18 protein-coding genes are annotated in these 19,390 nt (G+C 66.9%); 9 read left to right on the forward strand and 9 right to left on the reverse strand.

All coding sequences use genetic code 11. The annotated features are described in order from the left end of the window. The first annotated feature begins 11 nt into the window (after positions 1–11). The 5 genes from HDR50_RS09920 (at position 12) to HDR50_RS09940 (ending at position 7,708) form a co-directional block, all read left to right on the forward strand. Positions 12–668, forward strand: coding sequence for a thioredoxin (locus tag HDR50_RS09920; protein ID WP_291357964.1), 657 nt, complete (start codon positions 12–14; stop codon positions 666–668). A gap of 296 nt (positions 669–964) precedes the next feature. Next, positions 965–2,116, forward strand: coding sequence for an efflux RND transporter periplasmic adaptor subunit (locus HDR50_RS09925; RefSeq protein WP_291357965.1), 1,152 nt, complete (start codon positions 965–967; stop codon positions 2,114–2,116). Between the two features lie 38 nt (positions 2,117–2,154). After that, positions 2,155–5,355, forward strand: a complete 3,201-nt coding sequence (locus HDR50_RS09930; protein ID WP_291357966.1) for a multidrug efflux RND transporter permease subunit — start codon at positions 2,155–2,157, stop codon at positions 5,353–5,355. Next, on the forward strand, positions 5,352–6,944 hold the full coding sequence (locus HDR50_RS09935) for a TolC family protein (RefSeq protein WP_291357967.1): 1,593 nt from the start codon (positions 5,352–5,354) through the stop codon (positions 6,942–6,944). The genes HDR50_RS09930 and HDR50_RS09935 overlap by 4 nt, the downstream gene beginning before the upstream one ends. Positions 6,945–6,976: 32 nt before the next feature. After that, positions 6,977–7,708, forward strand: a complete 732-nt coding sequence (locus tag HDR50_RS09940; protein WP_291357968.1) for a hypothetical protein — start codon at positions 6,977–6,979, stop codon at positions 7,706–7,708. Positions 7,709–7,801: 93 nt separating this feature from the next. Here HDR50_RS09940 and HDR50_RS09945 read toward each other — a convergent pair whose 3' ends face one another. The 4 genes from HDR50_RS09945 to HDR50_RS09960 all read right to left on the reverse strand — a co-directional run bounded on the left by HDR50_RS09945 (position 7,802) and on the right by HDR50_RS09960 (position 10,878). Continuing rightward, positions 7,802–8,173, reverse strand: coding sequence for a hypothetical protein (locus HDR50_RS09945; protein ID WP_291357969.1), 372 nt, complete (start codon positions 8,171–8,173; stop codon positions 7,802–7,804). A gap of 45 nt (positions 8,174–8,218) precedes the next feature. Further along, on the reverse strand, positions 8,219–9,250 hold the full coding sequence (gene gluQRS / locus HDR50_RS09950; protein ID WP_291357970.1) for a tRNA glutamyl-Q(34) synthetase GluQRS: 1,032 nt from the start codon (positions 9,248–9,250) through the stop codon (positions 8,219–8,221). A gap of 111 nt (positions 9,251–9,361) precedes the next feature. Next, positions 9,362–10,288 carry an NlpC/P60 family protein gene (locus HDR50_RS09955; protein ID WP_291357971.1) on the reverse strand — a complete coding sequence of 309 codons (927 nt, stop codon included), beginning with the start codon at positions 10,286–10,288 and terminating at the stop codon, positions 9,362–9,364. Between the two features lie 167 nt (positions 10,289–10,455). After that, a complete protein-coding gene (locus HDR50_RS09960; protein WP_291357972.1) occupies positions 10,456–10,878 on the reverse strand; it encodes a flagellar basal body rod C-terminal domain-containing protein in 423 nt (140 codons plus the stop codon). Positions 10,879–11,174: 296 nt separating this feature from the next. Between HDR50_RS09960 and HDR50_RS09965 the strand changes: the two genes are divergently transcribed. The 3 genes from HDR50_RS09965 (at position 11,175) to hemW (ending at position 14,382) form a co-directional block, all read left to right on the forward strand. Further along, positions 11,175–11,756: an isochorismatase family protein gene (locus HDR50_RS09965; protein WP_291357973.1), complete on the forward strand. Its 582-nt coding sequence runs from the start codon at positions 11,175–11,177 to the stop codon at positions 11,754–11,756. 17 nt (positions 11,757–11,773) lie between these two features. Then, positions 11,774–12,994 carry a nicotinate phosphoribosyltransferase gene (pncB, locus tag HDR50_RS09970; protein WP_291357974.1) on the forward strand — a complete coding sequence of 407 codons (1,221 nt, stop codon included), beginning with the start codon at positions 11,774–11,776 and terminating at the stop codon, positions 12,992–12,994. 77 nt (positions 12,995–13,071) lie between these two features. Then, positions 13,072–14,382, forward strand: coding sequence for a radical SAM family heme chaperone HemW (hemW, locus tag HDR50_RS09975; RefSeq protein ID WP_291357975.1), 1,311 nt, complete (start codon positions 13,072–13,074; stop codon positions 14,380–14,382). A 14-nt stretch (positions 14,383–14,396) separates the two neighbouring features. Here the strand turns inward: hemW and HDR50_RS09980 are convergent, their stop codons facing one another. After that, entirely contained in the window at positions 14,397–14,735 is a 339-nt protein-coding gene (locus HDR50_RS09980) for a hypothetical protein (protein ID WP_291357976.1), read from the reverse strand. After that, positions 14,722–15,318: a homoserine kinase gene (gene thrB, locus HDR50_RS09985; RefSeq protein WP_291357977.1), complete on the reverse strand. Its 597-nt coding sequence runs from the start codon at positions 15,316–15,318 to the stop codon at positions 14,722–14,724. Before thrB ends, HDR50_RS09980 begins: the two co-directional genes overlap by 14 nt. 144 nt (positions 15,319–15,462) lie before the next feature. Here thrB and HDR50_RS09990 point away from each other — a divergent pair, with 144 nt between their 5' ends. Then, a complete protein-coding gene (locus tag HDR50_RS09990; protein WP_291357978.1) occupies positions 15,463–16,026 on the forward strand; it encodes an HAD family hydrolase in 564 nt (187 codons plus the stop codon). On the opposite strand, the gene HDR50_RS09995 is transcribed toward HDR50_RS09990, so the two are convergent. From HDR50_RS09995 to HDR50_RS10005, 3 genes are all read right to left on the reverse strand, one after another. Continuing rightward, positions 16,023–16,280 (reverse strand): hypothetical protein, encoded by a 258-nt coding sequence (locus HDR50_RS09995; protein ID WP_291357979.1) that lies wholly within the window; start codon positions 16,278–16,280, stop codon positions 16,023–16,025. The two genes, HDR50_RS09990 and HDR50_RS09995, sit on opposite strands and share 4 nt — an antisense overlap. Before the next feature lie 412 nt (positions 16,281–16,692). Then, positions 16,693–18,348: a ribonuclease J gene (locus tag HDR50_RS10000; RefSeq protein ID WP_291357980.1), complete on the reverse strand. Its 1,656-nt coding sequence runs from the start codon at positions 18,346–18,348 to the stop codon at positions 16,693–16,695. Between the two features lie 39 nt (positions 18,349–18,387). Next, complete coding sequence (locus HDR50_RS10005) at positions 18,388–19,365, reverse strand: TolC family protein (protein ID WP_291357981.1); 978 nt, start codon at positions 19,363–19,365, stop codon at positions 18,388–18,390. Positions 19,366–19,390 lie beyond the last annotated feature (25 nt).

The following is a 19,390-nucleotide window of genomic DNA, read 5'->3' on the forward strand; positions in this document are numbered from 1 at the left end:
GCCGGAGGGGCATGCGCCCTGATCTTTCCCGGCCCGGCGAGGTACGGATGGAGTACGCGCTCGGCGCCATATGCGTCATCTTTCTGATTTTTCTGCTCATGGAGTCCAAGCGCAAGGCCGCGCGCATCGTCCAGGCCGTTGCCGAGGAAAAGAGCAAGATCGCCGACGATTCCGGCATGACCGCGAGCCTCGGCGTCTTCACGCCCGACACGCAGACCACGGTCATCATCGGCGCCTCGGAAGAGCTCGGCGTCTTTTATTACCGCATGCTGCGCCAGAGCAAGGTCATCATCCGAAGCCGCATCAACCTCGCCAACCTCGCCCGCGTGGAACTGCTCGTCAACAGCCAGCCCGTCGCCATCGCCACGGGTTCGGAACAACCCACCACCTCGCTGCGCGCCACGGAGATCGCCGACAGGACCATCTCGCTCTTTTCCACCGACGCCATCCGCAACATGCAGCGCGCGGGCCTGCGCGTGGTCTTTTTTGACGAGAGCGGCACGGAAAAGAGCCTCGAGATCACCTCCCTGCGCGCCGAGGACGAGCGTCACAAGTTCGAGCGCGTGCAGCTCCTCAAGACGACCGTCTGGTGGGTGGCCTTCCTCCAGATGGCGAGCCGCCAGGCCCGGCAGGTGCGGGCGCGCCTTGCGCCTGACACGCCGGCGTAGGAGGCCGCGTCCCGGCATGCCCCGGCCCGTACGGACGCAGCCGGCGGGAAAAATTTTGTTCAGTTATTCCATAAGGTTATGTGCGGAGAATAGTGGTACGTATCCTGCTGGAATTATTTACTATTTATAAAGTTCGCTTCCGTCATCCCGCGCTTGCCTTTCCTTGCATTTTCGCCGTCGATGTGCTTAGAAAGGGGCGTTCCTTTTCAGCGCATGCCATGGAGAGCCGCCGACGGCTCCGTTGTCCTTGCTCCCCAGGGTTTTTCAGCGCGCGCAGCGCGATTTCGGAGTGACGCATGACTCGACCCCTTCCTCTTCGCACAGCCTTTCCTGCCAGCCTTGTGCTCCTGCTCGCGCTTGCGCTTGCCGGCTGTGATGACGCCAAAAAAGCCGGCCAGATGCCGCTCGTCCCTGTGGCCGTGTATGAGGTGAAAGTGGCCGACGCGCCCTGGCCCGCGGAATACCAGGCGCAGGCATCGGGCTCGCGCGCCGTTGAGGTGCGCTCGCGCGTGGAGGCCATCATCGAGAAGCGCCTTTACGATGAAGGGGACTACGTCAAGGAGGGGCAGCTGCTCTTCCAGCTCGAGCGCGACCAGTATGAGGCGCGTATGCAGCAGGCCCAGGCGCAGTACATCAATGCCGAGCGCGAGTGGCAGCGCGTGCGCCCGCTCTACCAGAAGAACGCCGTCTCCCAGAAGGAGCGCGACGCCGCCCGCGCGGCCTACGAGACCGCCAAGGCGGAACTGAGGCAGGCGCAGATCAACCTCGATTACTGCCAGGTCACGGCGCCTGTCTCCGGCTACAGCAGCAAGGAGAACTACACTCCGGGCAACCTCGTCAGCAACAACTCGCTTTTGACCTATGTGAACCAGACTGACCCCATGTATATCGACTTTTCCATCGCCGCGCCCGAGCGCATGCTGCGCCAGCAGCTCGCCGCGGCGGGGAAGCTCGAGTTCCCGCCCGACGGCCATTATACGGCGAAATTGCGCCTCCTCGACGGGCGCATGTATGACGGCGAGGGCGAAGTGACCTTCATCGACAGCCAGGTGCAGCCCACCACCGGCGTCATCCAGGCGCGCGCGGTGTTCACCAATGCGGACCGCTCCATCATGCCCGGCCAGTACGTGCGCATCTACATGTCGGGCGACGTGCTGAAGAACGCCATCCTCGTGCCGCAAAAGTGCGTCATGATCACCCAGAAGGGTGCCACGGTCATGGCGCTGGACAAGGACGACGTGGTCCAGGCGCGCCCGGTGACCATTGGCGTCACCGTGGGCGACCGCTACCTCATCGATTCCGGCCTTGAGGCCGGCGACCGCATCATCAGCGAGGGTCAGGTGAAGGCCAGGCCCGGCACCAAGGTGCGCGTGATGCCCGCCGAGGAAGTGCTCCACGCCCAACAGCAGGCGAAGCAGGCCGACGGCCAGGAACAGGCCAAGCAATAAACGGCGGACGCGCCGCCCGCCGGACATAGGTACGCGCAATGGCAGTATCAGCCAAACCGAATCTCTTTCTCCGCCGTCCCATCCTTTCTTCGGTCATTTCTATCGTCATCACGCTGGTGGGCCTGCTCGCCATGATGGCGCTGCCCATCGCGCAGTATCCTGACCTCGTGCCGCCCACGGTCAACGTGAGCGCGAGCTATCCGGGCGCCTCGGCGGCGACCATCGCCTCCACGGTGCTCGCGCCGCTGGAAGTGAACATTAACGGCGTGGAAAACATGCTCTACATGACGTCCACGGCGGCCTCGGGCTCGGGCTCCGGCACCATCAACGTGTATTTTTCGCTGGATACCGACCCGGACATGGCGCTCGTCAACGTCAACAACAAGGTCAACCTCGCCCAGACGACCCTGCCCGAGGAGGTGCGCCGCCAGGGCGTCACCGTGGTCAAGCGCTCGCCCGCCGCGCTCATGTTCTTTTCGTTCTTCTCGCCCGACGGCCGCTATGACGAGGTCTACCTGCACAACTGGATGCAGATCAACGTGGTGGACGAGCTCAAGCGCGTGTCCGGCGTGGGCGACTGCTCGGTGTTCGGCAACCGCAACTATTCCATGCGCATCTGGCTTTCGCCGGATAAGCTCGCCAAGTACGGCATTTCCACGCAGGAGGTGGCCGCCGCCATCCAGGAGCAGAACTCCCAGTTCGCGCCCGGGCGCCTCGGCGAAATGCCCGCGCCCAAGGACACGCAGCTCACCTGGCAGATCGACACCCTGGGGCGCCTCGTCACGCCCGAGCAGTTCGGCGAGATCATCGTCCGCACCGGGCCGGACAGCGCCATGCTGCGCCTGAAGGACGTGGCGGACATCAAGCTCGGCGGCCTCGACTACAGCGTGTCCTCGCGCTTTGACGGCATGCCCGCCTGCATGGGCGGCGTCTACCTGCTCCCGGGGGCCAACGCCATCGCCACGGGCGACCGCGTGTCCGCGCGCCTCGCCGAGATCGCCCAGACCATGCCCGACGGCATGGAATTCAAGCTCGTGGTGGACACCAACGACTTTGTTCTCGAATCCATCCACGAGGTCATCAGCACCCTGCTCGAGGCCATGATCCTCGTGTTCATCGTGGTCTTTGTCTTTCTCCAGAACTGGCGGGCCACGCTCATCCCCTGCATCGCCGTGCCCGTGTCCATCATCGGCACCTTCGCCGGCCTCTATGCGCTCGGCTTTTCCATCAACACGCTCACGCTCTTCGCCATGGTGCTCGCCATCGGCCTGGTGGTGGACGACGCCATCGTGGTGCTCGAAAACGTGGAGCGCATCATGAGCACCGAGCACTTGCCGCCCAAGGAAGCCACGGCCAAGAGCATGAACGAGATCACGGCGCCGGTCATCGCCATCGTGCTCGTGCTCTGCTCGGTGTTCATCCCGGTGGCCTTCATGGGCGGCCTCGCGGGCCAGATGTACAAGCAGTTCGCCATCACCATCGCTGTTTCGGTGACGCTCTCGGGCATCGTGGCGCTCACGCTCACGCCCTCGCTCTGCGCGCTTCTGCTCAAGCCGCACGCGGCCGACTACAAGCCGCCCAAGGCCTTTGTCTGGTTCGACTACACCTTCGGGCGCGTGACCCACGCCTATTTGCGCGGCGTGCGCTACCTGAAGGATCACGGCGCCAAGGCCCTCATCCTCACGGCCCTCATGTTCGTCGGCATCATCTGGCTCTTCAAGGTCATCCCCGGCGGCCTCGTGCCCAACGAGGACCAGGGCTATACCCTCGGCATGGCCATCCTCGACGACGGCGCCTCGCTGAAGCGCACGGAGACCGTGGGCGACGTGATCAACGACTACGGCCTCAAGATCCCCGGGGTGAAGCACCTCGCCAACATCAACGGCATCGACATCACCACGGTCTCGGTGAAGAGCAACTATTCCACCTTCTTCACCACCCTGGATCCGTGGAGCAAGCGCAAGAAAAAGTCGGAATCGGCCGAGGCCATTTCCGACAGGATGAAGGCCGTGACCATGATGCAGCCCGAGGCCGTGGTGCTCGGCTTCTTGCCGCCGCCCATCAGCGGCATGAGCACCACCGGCGGCTTCGAGGGCTATATCCAGATGCGCGGCGACGGCACGCTCAACGACCTCGAGAAGCAGGCCAACGCCTTCGTGGCCGAGGCCCTGAGCAGGAACGCCGACGGCACGCCCAAGTACCCAGCCATCGGCAGCGTGCAGAACCTCTTTTCCACGGGCTCGCCGCAGCTCTACGCCAACCTTGACCGCGACCGCTGCAAGGACATGGGCGTCAACATCAGTGACGTGTTCACCACCATGAGCGCCACGTTCGGCGGCATGTACGTCAACGACTTCAACTACATGGGCCGCACTTTCCAGGTGCGCCTCCAGTCCGAGTCGCAGTTCCGCCAGCTCCCCGAAGACCTCTCGGATGTCTATGTGCCCAACAACAAGGGCGAGATGATCCCGTTGACCGCGCTCATGACGCTGGAGCGGCGCACGGCCCCGCAGGTGGTGGAGCGCTACAACGTCTTCCCGGCGGCGCATGTCATGGGCAACCCTGCGGACGGCTATTCCTCGGGCCAGGCGCTCGCGGCCATGGAGGCCGTGGCCAAGACGCTGCCCAACGACTATTCACTCGGCTGGGTGGGCTCGGCCCTGCAGGAAAAGCTCGCGAGCTCGGACACCACCATGATTTTCGTGCTGGCGCTCGTCATGGTGTTCCTCATCCTGGCGGCGCAGTACGAATCGTGGTCGCTGCCGCTCTCGGTGCTCACGGCCGTGCCTTTCGGCGTGTTCGGCGCCCTGGTGGCGACGTATTTCCGCGGCCTCGAGAACGACGTGTACTTTCAGGTGGCGCTCGTGACCATCATCGGCCTCGCCGCCAAGAATGCCATCCTCATCGTGGAATTCGCGGTGGACGCCTGGCACGACGGCCGCAGCCTGGATGTCGCCGCCATGCAGGCCGCGCGCCTGCGCTTCCGGCCTATTGTCATGACCTCGCTGGCCTTCATCCTCGGCGTGGTGCCGCTCGCCATCAGCACGGGCGCGGGCGCCAACAGCCGCCACTCCATCGGCACGGCGGTCATCGGCGGCATGCTGGGCGCCACCTGCATCGCCACGGTGTTCCTGCCGTATTTCTTCAAGCTCATCATGCAGATCTCGCTCAAGCTGCGCGGCAAGACAGACCCCAATGCCGGCAAGGGCAGCCTGGACGGGGAGGTGGACGACCTATGAGTTTCAGCGCAGCCACGCCACGCACAGGGGGCCATGCCCTGAAACACCTTGCCGCAGGCATCCTTTGCTCATGCCTCGCCTGCGCCCTCGCCGCCTGCTCCTTTGCGCCGCGCTATGAAAGGCCCGAGCAGGACCTGCCCAAGGAGTGGCGCTCGGTGGACCTGGGTTCGGCCCCGCTGGACACGGACTGGTGGACGCGGTTCAACGATCCCGTGCTCACGGCCCTCATCGACGATGCGCTGACCTATAACCAGGATCTCGCCCAGTCGCTGGCGCGCATCGACTCCGCCGCCGCCCAGGTGGGCGTGGCCACCGCGGCCCTCTTCCCGCAGGTGAGCGGTACGGGCGCGGCCACGGCGCAAAGCTCCTCGGAAAAGGCGCCCAATGCCGTGCCCTTCGCGCAGAGCGGCATGTCGCGCGCGACCACGCAGTACCAGGGCGCGCTTTCCGCCGGCTGGGAGCTGGACCTCTGGGGGAAGGCCCGCAACCGGCGCACCATGCTGAGCGACGTGCTCATGAACAGCGTCATCGGCCACGAAGCCCTGCGCCTCTCCGTGGCGGCGCAGACGGCCCAGGGCTATTTCGCGCTGCTCGCGCTCGACATGCAGCTCGAAACGGCCCGGCGCACCCTCAAGAGCCGCGAGGAATCCTTCGGCATCTACACGAGCCGCTACGAGCAGGGCGACATCACCGAGCTCGACTGGCAGCGCGCCCGCGCCGAGGTGGAGATCGCCCGCGCCCAGGTGCATACGAGCACCGTGGCCGTGGACCAGGCCGAGGCCGCGCTCGCCGTGCTCATCGGCCGCTCGCCGCGCGACATCATCAACCGCGCCATGCCGCGCGGCCATGACATCGGCATCCTGCCCGCGCCGCCGGTGCTGCCCACCGGGCTCCCCTCGGAGCTGCTCATGCGCCGGCCTGACATCCGCGCGGCGGAATACCTGATTATGGCCTATAACGCCAATATCGGCGTGGCCCGTGCCCAGTTCTTCCCCTCCATCTCGCTCACGGGAGCGCTCGGCACCCTGAGCGCCGCGGTGGGCAACCTGTTCACCAACCCCGCCGGCACATGGAGCTACGGGGCCAGCGGCTCCATCCCGATTCTGGATTTCGGCAACAACTGGTACAACCTCAAGGACGCCGAGGCCCAGAAGCGCGCGGCCGAAGCCGCCTACCGCAAGACCGTGCAGACGGCCTTCGAGGACATCCGCACCTCGCTCACGGCCCAGCGCGAGGCCGGGGCCATCGTGCGCAGCATGCAGATCGAGGTGGAAAGCCTGAGGCGCGCCACGGAGATCGCCCGTCTCCAGTACGACAACGGCTATACCGACTACCTCACCGTGCTCGACGCGGAGCGGCAGCTTTTCGCCGCCGAGCTCCAGCTGGCCTCGGCCCTGCGCGACAGGCTCAACGCCGTGGTCAGCGTGTGCATGGCACTGGGCGGCGGCTGGTCGGATACGGGTGCCACGCCCGCCTTCCCCATCGTGGATACGGAAGAACTGCTGGAAGAAGAAAAGGCCGTGGGCGTGCCGGGGGCCCGTACTGGCGCGGGAACCGGAGAAGCGACCGGCGCGGGCGCGCGGCCATGAAGATGCGGAAACCCGGCCCAGGCCGGGTTTTCTTGTCTTGCGGGCGCCCGGGCGCTTGGCGCGGCATCCTGCTCCTGCTGTTCCTGCTCGGGGCGGTGCTCGTGTATGCGCCAGAGGCGCTGGCGGCCACGGCCGCACAACAGCCGTCGCAGAAGGGCAAGGCGCTGCACGGCCAGTCCTGGGCCTTCGGCCAGTCCGAAGATCGCAAGGCGGCCATCTGGCGGCGCGGCGTGCCGGCGCAGAGCCTGAAGCAAAAAGCCCTGACGGGCGCCAAGGCCCAGAGCGGCAAGACCGCGGCGAAGGGCAGCAAGAGCGCGCCTGCGGGCACGTCAGGTGCAGCCAAGGCCGCTGCGCAAAAAAGCGCCGCCAAAAAGAGCGCCGCGGGCCATGGCGCCATGGACACGGAGAGCGGCATCGACCGCGCGCTCGCCGCGGCGCAGGCCATCGCGGACGCCGAAGCGGCGGAAGCGGCCAAGGGCCAGCATGCCAAGCCCAAGGGCTCCTTAGGCATGAGCATGAAAAACTCGACCACCACCTGGAATGTCACGCCCATGCGCGAGGCCATGCGCCCGGACGAGGTGCTGGTGCGCGACAGGCACCATGTGCTGCGCGCCTTCGCTGATGTGGAGCCCACGGAAGATCTCAGCATCCGGGTCGGCCCCGAGCTCATCCTTAAAGATGAGCAGCATGGCGCCGAAAGCGCCGGCTCCAGTCAGCCGGACTCGGCCTTGGGCCTCGGCATGCAGTTCAAGCTGGATTTTTAGGCCGCGTTTTCCCGGGCAGCACGCATTTCGCCACATCCGGGCCGGGACAATGGAAAGGCGCCCACGCGGGCGCCTTTTTGTGTATTCGCCGTTTTACTTCCGTACCAGCTTGAAGGGGACGACATGGGTCTCGGCGTCCACTTCTTCCGTTGGGCCAAGTTCCCAGTCGGGTTCGCCCTGCCAGCCGAGGCGTTCGCCCACGGCGCGGGCCACGCCGCCCACATCGAGCACGGGATGGCGCTTGAACACCTGCGGCAGGCCATAAGTGAGGCTGCATTTCAGGCACTTGCCCGGACGCTGGCGAAGCTCGAAGGCGAGGCGGGCCTCCTTGTCGGTCACACTGAGGGGAACAAGGCGGATGTCATAGGCGCCTTCCTCGGCGCCGCCAAAGAGCGCGTCAAAAAAAGCGTCTGTGCGGGCCGCGGGAAAGATCTCATCCAGAAAGGGCTGGTCCAGTGCCGGCATGGGGGCTCCTTGGGGTGATGCGGTTGCGGGCGGGGCGCGGGCGGCTCAGCCGTCGTTCGGGCTCATGAGGCGCGCCATGTCTTCCTCCATAACCCGCAAATCCCCGCGCGGCAAGGCAGCGGGGGAGAAGCGGCCCACCAGCTCCCGCGGGCGCACAGGCCGCCCCCCCGGATTGATGCCGGCAAGGCGCCCGAGATAGCCGACGACAGCTTCCGGCCTGGCGCCGGCAGCCCTGAGCGCCGCGAGAGAGAGGCTGGCATGGCGCTTGGCAAGGCGCTCGCCCTCGCTATCCAGCAGGAGCGGGATATGCGCGTAGGTGGGCGGGGTGAGCCCCAAAAAGCGCATGACGAGCAACTGGCGCGGCGTGGAGGGCAAGAGGTCGCGCCCGCGCACCACTTCGGTCACGTCCATGAGTCCGTCGTCCACGGCCACGGCCAGCTGGTAGGCCACCACGCCGTCGGAGCGGCGCAGGGCGAAATCGCCGCCGAAGGCCTCGGGGCTGAACGCTTGCGGCCCCTGGAACATGTCGCTGAAGCAGACGGCCTCATCGGGGCTGCGCAGGCGCAGGGCCGCGTGCCTTCCGTCCGCAAACAGGCGCTGCCGCTCCGCCGCGGTGAGGCTGCGGCACGGGTCGGGCGCTACGGGCCCCTCCTCGCCGGCATGGGGGGCGGAGGCCAGCTGGCGCAGCTCCTTGCGGCTGCAAAAACAGGGATAGGTGAGGCCTGCCGACTCCAGCCGCGCCATGGCCCCGGCATAGATGTGGCCCCGCTGGCTCTGCACCATGGGGCCGAGTCCGGGCGCGGCATCTCCCCCTTCCGGCCCGGCGTCCCAGTCCAGCCCGAGCCAATGGAGGTCGTCCACGATGGCGGCCGCAAAGGCCGGGCGCGAGCGCTGCGGGTCCAGGTCTTCCATGCGCAGCAGGACGCGGCCTCCCTTGCTGCGCGCCGAGAGCCACGCCAGCAGGAAGGCCCAGGCGTTGCCGAGGTGGAGCAGTCCTGTGGGGCTGGGCGCGAGGCGCCCGACCACGGGCCGCGCGTCCGGGGCTCTCGTCTCTTCTGACGGTCCGCTGTCGCTCATGCTGCCGGCCTTTCGGAAGTTCGGGCAATGGTTCGATGTGGATACGAAAAAACGCGGCCTGGCCGCGTTTTTTCGCTGCTCCCCGGGGGAGGAAATTCGGGCCGCGCAAACTCAGGAACGGTTCCGGCTCTGCTTGGCGCTGAGCGAAGAAACGGTCTTGTGGCCGCTCTTGCGGGAAGCCGTGGACTTGGCCGCGGCCGGCTTGGCTGCGGCCTTGACGGGAGCCTGGCTGGCCTGGACACGGCCCTTGACCGCGTTCCTGCCGGAGGCGAGCTTCTGCGCGGAGGCCACGGCGCCGCCCTTGCCGGACTTCTTGGTGGCGGACTTCACGGACTTGCCGGATTTGGCGGACTTGGCCGTGGACTTCGACACCTTGGACTTGGCATTCTTGACGGACTTGCCCGCCTTGGCGGCCTTGCTGCCCTTGGCGGAAGCCGAAGCCACGGTGGCCGCCTTGGCGCCCTTGCGGGTCTCCCGGGCGTCGGCATAGACGGCGAGGCGGTTTTCGGCCTGGGCCACGAGATTCTCCCCGCTGCCGATGGAGACGCGGCGCGCGCCGAGCAGGGTCTTGCTGAAATAGGGGTCGGAGAGGGAATTGATACGCACGCGGGTGCGCTTGCGGGGGCTGTGGATGAACTTGCCGTCGCCCACGTAAATGCCGGTATGGTAGCCGCGCTTGGGGTGGCGGAAGGCCACGATGTCGCCCGCGCGCATGTCTTCGATATTGCGGATGCTCTCGCCCACCACGGACTGCTCGCGCGCCGTGCGCGGCAGCTTGACGCCCACGTTCCTGTAGGCCCAGTGGACGAAGCCCGAGCAGTCAAAGCCGCCCGGATTGGAGCCGCCGAGCACATAGGGCGTGCCGATGGCCGAGCGGGCGTGCTGGAGCAGCTTCTGGCCCGCCAGTTCCTGCTCTTCATTGAGGCTGGCTTCGTAGGAATGACGGAAACGCTCCACGCGCGCCTGTTCAGCGGCCTTGCCGCTTTTTTGCGCGGCGCAGCCAAAGGCCAGGCCGCAGGCGAGAATGAGCGCGCACACTTTCAATCCCTTTCCCATCCTTTTCCTTCCCCCTGTAAAAAAACAGAATGCCGCGGCCGAAGCCTGGCCGCCGCGCAAAAGGCCAATGAAGCCGAAAAGCCCCGATTTTCGCAGACAAGCCGCTCCGGCGCCATGGCGGCGCGGGCGGGCGCGAGCGAAAATCAGGCTCAGGCCTTGAGATTCAGCAAGGTGCCGAGCATTTCGTCCGCCGTGCGCACGGTCTGGGCATTGGCCTCATAGGTGCGCTGGGTGACGATCATGCCGGGCATTTCTCTAGCAAGTTCCGTTCCACTGGGGAGCGTGACGCCGGGCGGCAAATTGGCGGCCTCCCGAAAGTCGGCCGCGGTGCCGTCCGCGCCATAGCCCGCAAGCGCGCCCCCCAGGCGCGGCTCGCGGACGACCGAATCCAGCGTGACGCCCTGGCCGCCGGGGCCGGTGGCGAACAGCGCCCGCTGCGGCGCAAAGCCGTCAGTGGAGACATTGGCCACATTATGCGCGTGGACAGCCATGCCCCAAGAATGGGCCTGCATGGCACCCGCGCCCATAAAGAGGGCCGAAGTGATGCCTCCGCTGCCGGAAACGCCGTCCATGGTGTGCTCCTCGGGGAGGATGTAGCACAAATATTTCAGGGTTGCAAAGCCTTTTTCCGCATCATCGCGCGCCGGCCGGCGCGACCCCCCCCTTGCCAGTCTCATCGGCAGGCGCGGGAAAAACTTAGGCCGCTCCCGGTGGCCCGAAGAGCTTTGGGGCCACCGCCCGGAGCACCACATCGGGCCGGGCTTGCCTTCGGGCGCCCGCGGGGGTACTCATGCACAGGGCGGGCTCCACCCTGCGCCGGGCAGATGCCCGCCGGGTGGCCGCCGGCACTCCAAGCCCCGGGGGCGGCATGCAGCGTCTTCTTCTCGTGGTGGACCCGCAGCAGGATTTTATCACCGGCACCCTGCCCGTGCCCGGCGCCCGCGAGGCCATGGACGCGCTCGCGGCGGCGCTCCGCAGGGCTGACGGCGCCTATGCGGCCAAGGCCGTCACCTGCGACCGGCACCCCTATGACCATTCCTCCTTCCGCGAGAGGGGCGGCGAGTGGCCCCGGCATTGCGTGGCCGACACCGCGGGCGCTGCCCTGTGGCCCGCGCTCGTGCCGGCGCTGCATGAGACGGCCGGGCCCTGCACGGTGCTGCACAAGGGGGAGGCGCGCGAGCGCGAGGAATATTCCATTTTTCAGAACCCCGCGGCGCGGGAACGCATCCTTGCGCTGGTGGACGGGCTCGGCGTCACGCGCGTGGAGATCTGCGGGCTTGCGGGCGACATCTGCGTGCTCTCCACCCTCAGGGACGGCGTGGAGCTGCTGGGGCCCAGGCGTTTTGCGGTGCTCGCGCCCTTTGCGCCCTCGCTGGACGGCGGCGCGAAGCTCAGGGCCTATGCCACCGAGGCCGGCATCCCTCTTGCGGACGCGCCGGGGGCGCACTGACTTTTGCGGAAAACGCCATGCGACAGATCATCACCCATTTCACCGACGACGACCTCTACAAGTTCACCATGTGCTGCGCGGTCATCGACAATTACCCGCGCGCGCAGGTGAAATACTCCTTCACGGATCGCGGGGGCACCATCTACCCCCCCGGCTTCGCCCGCGAGCTCGAGCAGCAGCTCGCCATGCTCGAGGACGTGGTCATCACCGACGAGGAGATCGCCTTCATGAAGCGGCGCTGCCGCTACATCCCCTACTGGTTTTACAGCTTCCTGCGCGGCTTCCGCTATGACGCGAGACTCGCGCGCGTGCGCCAGGATGCTTCCGGGCGCCTCCAGGTGGAGTTCGAGGGCTGCTGGACCAATACCATCCTCCTCGAGGTCAAGGTGCTGGCCATCATCTCCGAGCTCTACCTCATGATGACCGGGCGCGACGGCGGCCTCGACCTCGCCGCCTTTGCGGAAAAAACGCGCCTCAAGGCCCGGCGCCTCATCGAAAACGGCTGCACCTTCAGCGATTTCGGCACGCGCCGGCGCGCCTCCTTCGCCGCGCAGGACGCGGCCATCCGCGCGCTCTGCGAGGAGGCGGGGCAGGAGAGGGGGCCGGGGCGCTTCATGGGCACGAGCAATATCTATTTCGCCATGAAGTACGACCTCCTGCCCGTGGGCACCATGGCGCACGAGATCATCGCTGCCATCGGCGGCATGTACGGCCCGCAGATGGCCAACCACATCGCCATGAAGGCCTGGTCCTCCACCTACCGCGGCTCGCTCGGGACATTCCTCTACGACACCTTCGGCTGGGAGATCTTCAGCCTCAATTTCTCGGAGGATTTCGCCAACATGTTCAAGGGCCTGCGCGTGGACAGCGGCGACAATCGCGAAGAGCTCGCCAAGATCGTCGCCAAGTACCGCTCCCTCGGCATCGAGCCCGCGACCAAGCAGGTGGTGTTCAGCAACGCGCTCACCGTGGATCAGGCCGTGGAGATCCAGGGCTTCGCCGCGCCCGTGTGCCAGCCCTCCTTCGGCATCGGCACCCACTTCACCCACGATTTCCCGGGCGCGTCGCCGCTGAACATCGTCATCAAGCTCGTGGCCGCCAAGATCACCGAGTCCTGGCCCTTCTACAACGAAACGTGCAAGCTCAGCGAGGACGCCTCCAAGCACACGGGCGACCCCGCGGTGGTGCGCCGTTTCATGGAGGCCCTGCACATGCTGCCCGAGGACGCAAAGGCCTGAGGCCGGCGCCCGGCACGCCGCTTGCAGCAGTTTCCCCATCGCCGCGCCGCGTGGCAAAATCCTGTAAGGGCCATTCCATGCTTGTATATATTCATGTTCCTTTTTGCCGTACCCGCTGTAATTATTGCGCTTTTCATTCCGTGCCCCTCGGGCGCGGTGTAGACGCCGCAGCCTCGCCTGCGGTGCGCGACTATGTGGACACCCTGCTCATGGAGCTGGCCCTGCATGCCGACACCCTGGGCGGCGCCAACATCCAGAGCGTCTTTTTCGGCGGGGGCACGCCGAGCCTGCTGCCGCCGCGCATCGTGGGCGTCATCCTCGAGCGGCTGGGGCGGCATTTTCACCTCGGCGACAAGACCGAGATCACACTGGAAGCCAATCCCGAGTCCCTTAGGGGGCGCAATGTGGTGCCCGACCTTCTGGCGGCCGGCGTTAACCGCCTGTCCATCGGCATCCAGAGCCTCGACGAGGCCATGCTGCGCACGCTCGGGCGCCCGCACAAGGCGCAGGACAGCCTCCAGGCCGTGTTCGCCGCGCGCGAGGCCGGCTGCGCCAATATCAGCATGGATCTCATGTGGGGGCTGCCCGGGCAGAGCGTGCGCCAGTGGCTCCAGACCCTCAAGGACGCGGTGCGCATGGCGCCCGACCATATCTCCGCCTACGGCCTCACCCTGGAGCCGGGCACGCCGCTGGAGCTGGAATGCGAGGAGGGGCGCCTCGCGCTGCCGCCCGAACGCGACCAGAACATCATGTTCATGGAGGGCGCGGCCTATCTGGAGGCCCAAGGCTACCTGCACTACGAAATTTCCAATTTCGCGCGCATGGGCTTCCAGTGCCGGCACAATCTGGGCTACTGGGAGGGCATGGATTATCTCGGCCTCGGGCCTTCGGCCACCTCCACCATCGCCGGGCGACGCTGGACCAACCCCGCGAGCCAGCGCGCGTGGGACAACAAGGTGCGCACCGGGGCCCTCGGCAAGGCGCCCGAAGTGCTCACGCCCACGGTGCGCGTGCTCGAGCTCATCATGCTGCGCCTGCGCACGGCGCGCGGCCTGCGCCTCAAGGCCTACCGCGACCTCACCGGCCGCGACTTTCTGCGCGACCACCAGCGCCTCGTCCAGGCCCTGCACGAGAACGGCCTCATCCGCATCCGCAACGGCTACCTGAGCCTCACGAGGAGCGGCATGCTCGTTTCCAACGCCATCATGGCCAACCTGTTCGAGCGCACGGAAGCCGTGCTCACCCGCGAGCCCATCGCTGCCGAGGGCACGCCCGTGGCGGTCGCGCCGGCCACGGAGGAGGGCGCCGCCATCCCGCTGGCGGAGAAACCCCCGCGCAAGCCGGCCACCGGCCCGGAGATCCGGCCCGTGGTCTGGCCCACGGCCTGAGGCGGCGCGGATTTTTAAAACAGCAGTTTTCTGAGGGCTGTCAGGGCGTACTGCGCGCGGGGGGATTTCACCTCGAAGGTCCGCGTGCAGAAGTCATTGAGCGCCTGCTCGACGCAGGGCACATTGGCGCTGAAACCGCCAAGGCGGACGGTGCTGCCGTCTTCGGCGATCTCCACCGAGGCGCAGGAGATGGCTATCTCCTGATTTATCCCGTTGAGGAGGAGGCCGGCCCGGACCTGCCCGTCCCTGATGGACAGGCTCGTGAGCCGGCCATACTTGGCGATGTGCTGGTTGATGAGGTTTTTTCCGGCCGAATCCGCCATCATGGACGCGAGACCGTCAAAGAATCCCATGCTCTCCCTCGCTTGAGTCCCGGAATTCCGGGGGCAGGTGGCGGAGTATCCAGCGGGCGCAGCCAACGGGCGTGCCGCGGCCGGCGTCGCAGCGCAGGGAGGCCCAGGAGGCGTAGAGCGGGGCGCGCTCGCCGTGCAGGTCGGCCACGCTCTGCCCGGGCCCGAGGGAAAGACCGCGCTGCGGGTTGCGGGCGATGCGCCGCTCGATCTCGGGGAGCGGCACATCAAGGTGTACGACAGGCCCAAGCGATGCAAGATGGCGCATGGCGGCCTCGCGGTAGACGACGCTGCCGCCCGTGGCGATGACCGTGCGCTGCGCGCGGATGGCGCAGATGACGGCGCATTCCACATCCAGAAAGGCGTCGCGGGGGAGCGCGTCGGTGAGGTCCTGCAGGCGGCAGCCGTACAGGGCCTCCATGAGCGCGTCGCTGTCGAGCAGCGCCCAGTCCATCTCCTGCGCGAGGCGCGCGCCGATGGTGCTCTTGCCGGAACCGGCCATGCCGATGAGGATGACGCAGGGCAGGGCGTCCTTTGGCGCGGAGACAAGGCTTTGGGAGTTGGGGGGCGATGACGCGGCGGGCATGGGCACTCCGAAGGCTGCACGTGCCTGCGACTGTGCCCAAGGCACCGGGCCCTGTCAAGCGCGACCGGTTGCAAGGGGCGGATGCCGCTGGCAAGGGGCGGCGCACCCTGCTAGACTGCCGGCGGAAAGACCGCAGGGGGCTTTATGGAAGCGAAAGGCGCCCGCCGCGCCATTTTTTTGGACAGGGACGGCACCCTCAACGAGGACCGGGGCTATGTGCACCGGCCTGAGGACTGGGGCTGGCTCCCCGGCGTGCCCGAGGCGCTGGCGCGCTTTCGCGCGGCGGGATGGCGGCTCGTGGTGGTGAGCAACCAGTCCGGCATCGCCCGTGGCTATTTTTCGGCGGATGACCTTGCCCGGCTGGAGCGCTGGGCGGACGCGGAACTCAGGCCCCTGAACGCGGCGCCGGACGCGTGGTATCACTGTCCGCATCTCCCGGAAATCACCGGCCCCTGCCTGTGCCGCAAGCCCATGCCCGGGCTCATTTTTCAAGCCTGCGAAGACCTGGGCATCGAGCCCGGCGCCTCATGGATGCTGGGCGACCGTGAGCGGGACGTGGCCGCGGGGCTGGCCGCGGGCTGCCGGGCCGGCCTGTTGCGGGCCGACCCTGACGACGCCGAGGCGCGCGCCACGCGCGCCGCCTTTCCGGGGACGCCGGTCTGGCCAGGTCTGGCCGCGGCCTGTGACGCCATTCTGCGAAAGAATTAAAGTTCGGCCAGAGTCTGTTCGCCCTCGGCGAGGAGGCTGTCCTGCGCGGCGCAGGGGCTCACGAGGGCCGCGCTCGCCTGCGGGATGACGCGCACCTGCCCCACATGGGGCTCGGCCACGGTAAAGCCCGGCACGGCCTGCGCCATCCCCGCGTCACGCACGGGCGCGGCGAGGAGCATGCCGTACAGGCAGGCGCAGAGCACAAGCACGGCGCCCCAGAGCCAGTAGGCAAGATCGTGGGTAAGGGTATTCATGACTACCTTCCTGCGGCCGCCGATGAGCAGGGCCGCAGAAAGGAACATGCAAGAATCATGCAGGGAATGGTTTGCCGCGCGTCTTTATTTTAGGTTTTGTTATACTGAGCAGTTGACGAATCTTCCTTAGATCCGTCTGGAGCGCAGCGGAAGACGGGTGCTCGTGCCGGAAGAATCCTAAAAAATAAGATTTTTCGGCGCTGGCAAGGAAGATAAAAATTTCCGAAGGGAGTGTACTTAAGTACTCGACCGAGGAAATTTTTATCTTCCTTGCCAGCGCCGAAAAGGCTGTTTTTGACGGATAATTTCGGCGTTACACACTCACCACAGACGCACAACCCACGCACAAGGAGAGCAAAGGCAAAGAGGCGGTTTCAACCGGGCGCCCGGAGACTGTCGCGAAGGCTCGCGCCTAAACCTCGCTGATGACCGGCACCACCACCGGGTCGCGCTCCAGGACGCGCCGGAAGAAGCGGCGCAGCGAGGTGCGGATGTTCTCGCGCAGGCGGCTCGTGCTGCCGGGCGAGTTCTCCAGCTCGTCCAGCACGAGGCACTTGGCGTCCTCGAGCACGTGGCTCAACTGCTGCTCGAACACGAAGCCGCGCGAGATCATCTCCGGCCCGTGGAGCACGCTGCCCGTCTCTGCATCCAGCACGAGCGACACGATGACCACGCCCTCGTCGCCCAGGATGCGGCGCTCGCGCAGCACCGAGGCGCCCACGTCGCCCACGCCCTTGCCGTCCACGAGGGTGCACTCCACGGGCACGGGCTCCTCGAGGCGGAAGCCGTGCTCGAGGATGGTGAGCGGCTGGCCGTCCTGGAGCAGGATGACGTTTTCCGGGCGCACGCCGCAGCTTTCGGCGAGGCGCCCGTGCATGACGAGGTGCTGGTATTCGCCGTGCACGGGCACGAAAAGCTCGGGGCGCACGGCGAGGAGCAGGTCGCGCAGTTCCTCGCGGTGGGCGTGGCCCGAGGCGTGGACGGCGTGCGAGCTTTCGTAGAGCACTTCCGCGCCCTTGCGGTACATTTCATTGATCAGCCGCGAGATGGGCCGNGCATTNCCCGGGATGACGCGCGAGCTCATGACCACGGTGTCGCCCTCGCGGATCTCGAGCTGCCGGTGCCCNCCCCAGACCATGCGCGACAGCGCGGANNGCGGCTCGCCCTGGGCGCCGGTGACGATGAGCACCACCTTGTCGTCNGGNANNTCNGGCACGCCGTTGTGGGCNTTGTNNAACTCNGGCGGCAGGGTGAGNAAGCCGAGCTCCGAGGCGATGTCGATATTGTTGGCNAGNGANTTNCCGCTGATGATNACCGCCCGGCCGTACTGGCGCGCCAGGTCGCACACTTCCTGGATGCGCTGGATGTGGCTCGAGAACAGCGTGACCACGATGCGCCCGCGCGCCGCGGCGAAGACGCGCTCCAGCGAGGCCTTGACCTCGCGCTCGGTGAGCGAGCGCCCCTCGCGCAGCACATTGGTGGAGTCGGANAGCAGAAGCCGCGCNCCTTTNGGCCCNGCGAATTCCCNGAAGGCCGCNAGCTCCGTGCCCGANCCGGCCAGCGGCATGGGGTCGATCTTGAAGTCCCCGCTGTGCACNGCCCGGCCNACGGGCGTTTCCACNCCGAGGCCGAAGCCGTGCGGGATGGAATGNCACACCGGGATGAAGTGAAAAANGAGGTCNCCCAGCGGCAGCACNGTGGCGGCGTCCACCGGGCANAGCTCCACGCGGTTGAGCAGNTCGTGCTCGCGCAGCTTGTGCTCCACGAGGGCGAGGGTGAAGCGCGAGCCGAAGATGCGGGCGTTCTTGAGCTCGGGCACGATCCANGGNAGCGCNCCGATGTGGTCCTCGTGGCCGTGGGTNAGCACGATGCCGAGCAGNCGGTCGCGCACCTCCTGCACGGCGCCNAANTGNGGGATGAGCACATCCACGCCGAGATGCGCGTCGTCCGGGAACATGAGGCCGCAGTCCACCATGACCACGCCNCCGCCGCTTTCCCACAGCTGGCAGTTGAGGCCGATTTCGCCGAGGCCCCCGAGGGGCGTGATGGTGAGGCNCGGTTCGCTCATGGGCATCCTTGTGCGCTGGAGTGGGGAGNGCGGNTTNGNCTAGCGNNCCTTNCCGGAAGTTTTGGCGCCGCCCCGGNCCTTTGCCGTGCCTTGCGCGGGGGCCGGCCCNGGCCTGAGGTCCGGGTGATATTCGCCCATGGCGACGTAGATCTGGGCGAGCGCCGTGAGNTANTCGGCCCNGGCGCCGGTNAGCGAGGCCTGGGCGCGGGTGAGGTTGGCCGAGGCGTCGAGAACNTCGAAGTTGGTGCCNACCTGCTCCTGNTAGCGGGCCAGCGCCGCGTCATAGGCCTCGCGCGCCTGGGTGACGCCCTTTTCCGCCACCACGATGCGCTTTTCCGCCTCGTGCACGGCGAGCAGCTTGGACTTGATGTCATAGCCCACATTGAGCTTGAGGTCTTCCTCCTCGTGCCGGAGCCGCGTCACCTGCCAGCCGGCCTGCTGGTCGGCGTAATAGGTGANGCCCCACTGAAANNCGTTCCACACGGCGCGGGCGCCCACCTCCCAGGTGGCCGAGCGCGAGCCGTGGTCGCCGCGGCGCTGGAGGTCGGGCGTGTTGCCNGNCTGGTTGATNTTGTAATAGGCCTCGATCTGCGGGTAGTAGTCGCTNTGCACCATGCGCCGGTCCTTGCCGGCCATNTCCACNGCTTTCGCCGCGATNNNGAGGTCGGGCCGCTGGCGGTAGGCGGCCTCCAGGCACTGCTCCAGCGAGCGGCGNAAGGGCACGTGNNCGAGCCTGCCCACATAGCGCGCNGGCGCGGTGGCCGTGAAGCCGAGCAGGGTGTTGAGCCNNGCCTGNGCGGTGTCGCGCGTGTTCTCGGCCTGGATNAGCAGGTTCTCGGCGTTGCTNACGTCCACCTCGGCCTGGAGNACNTCNAGGCGNGGCCGNAGGCCNACNTCATAAAAGGCCGTGGTGATGCGCANCTGGTCGCGCAGGCGCGCCAGCGAGTCNCNNTCGCTTTTGACATTNTCCTCGGCGCGCAGGTAGTTGAGAAATTCGGTCTGCACCTGCTCGGTCATGGCGAGCTCGGCGCGGCGCAGNGCN

The sequence above is a fragment of the Desulfovibrio sp. genome, assembly GCF_014803725.1.
Lineage (GTDB): Bacteria > Desulfobacterota > Desulfovibrionia > Desulfovibrionales > Desulfovibrionaceae > Desulfovibrio.

Excerpts from the sequence above, each read along its gene's own strand:
- HDR50_RS09980 (WP_291357976.1), bottom strand. The coding sequence starts at position 14,735 with ATGGGATTCTTTGACGGTCTCGCGTCCATGATGGCGGATTCGGCCGGA.
- HDR50_RS09960 (WP_291357972.1), bottom strand. The coding sequence starts at position 10,878 with ATGGACGGCGTTTCCGGCAGCGGAGGCATCACTTCGGCCCTCTTTATG.
- HDR50_RS09995 (WP_291357979.1), bottom strand. The coding sequence starts at position 16,280 with ATGAATACCCTTACCCACGATCTTGCCTACTGGCTCTGGGGCGCCGTG.
- HDR50_RS09965 (WP_291357973.1), top strand. The coding sequence starts at position 11,175 with ATGCAGCGTCTTCTTCTCGTGGTGGACCCGCAGCAGGATTTTATCACC.
- HDR50_RS09925 (WP_291357965.1), top strand. The coding sequence starts at position 965 with ATGACTCGACCCCTTCCTCTTCGCACAGCCTTTCCTGCCAGCCTTGTG.
- pncB (WP_291357974.1), top strand. The coding sequence starts at position 11,774 with ATGCGACAGATCATCACCCATTTCACCGACGACGACCTCTACAAGTTC.
- HDR50_RS09935 (WP_291357967.1), top strand. The coding sequence starts at position 5,352 with ATGAGTTTCAGCGCAGCCACGCCACGCACAGGGGGCCATGCCCTGAAA.
- gluQRS (WP_291357970.1), bottom strand. The coding sequence starts at position 9,250 with ATGAGCGACAGCGGACCGTCAGAAGAGACGAGAGCCCCGGACGCGCGG.
- hemW (WP_291357975.1), top strand. The coding sequence starts at position 13,072 with ATGCTTGTATATATTCATGTTCCTTTTTGCCGTACCCGCTGTAATTAT.
- HDR50_RS09920 (WP_291357964.1), top strand. The coding sequence starts at position 12 with ATGCGCCCTGATCTTTCCCGGCCCGGCGAGGTACGGATGGAGTACGCG.
- HDR50_RS09990 (WP_291357978.1), top strand. The coding sequence starts at position 15,463 with ATGGAAGCGAAAGGCGCCCGCCGCGCCATTTTTTTGGACAGGGACGGC.
- HDR50_RS09945 (WP_291357969.1), bottom strand. The coding sequence starts at position 8,173 with ATGCCGGCACTGGACCAGCCCTTTCTGGATGAGATCTTTCCCGCGGCC.
- HDR50_RS09930 (WP_291357966.1), top strand. The coding sequence starts at position 2,155 with ATGGCAGTATCAGCCAAACCGAATCTCTTTCTCCGCCGTCCCATCCTT.
- thrB (WP_291357977.1), bottom strand. The coding sequence starts at position 15,318 with ATGCCCGCCGCGTCATCGCCCCCCAACTCCCAAAGCCTTGTCTCCGCG.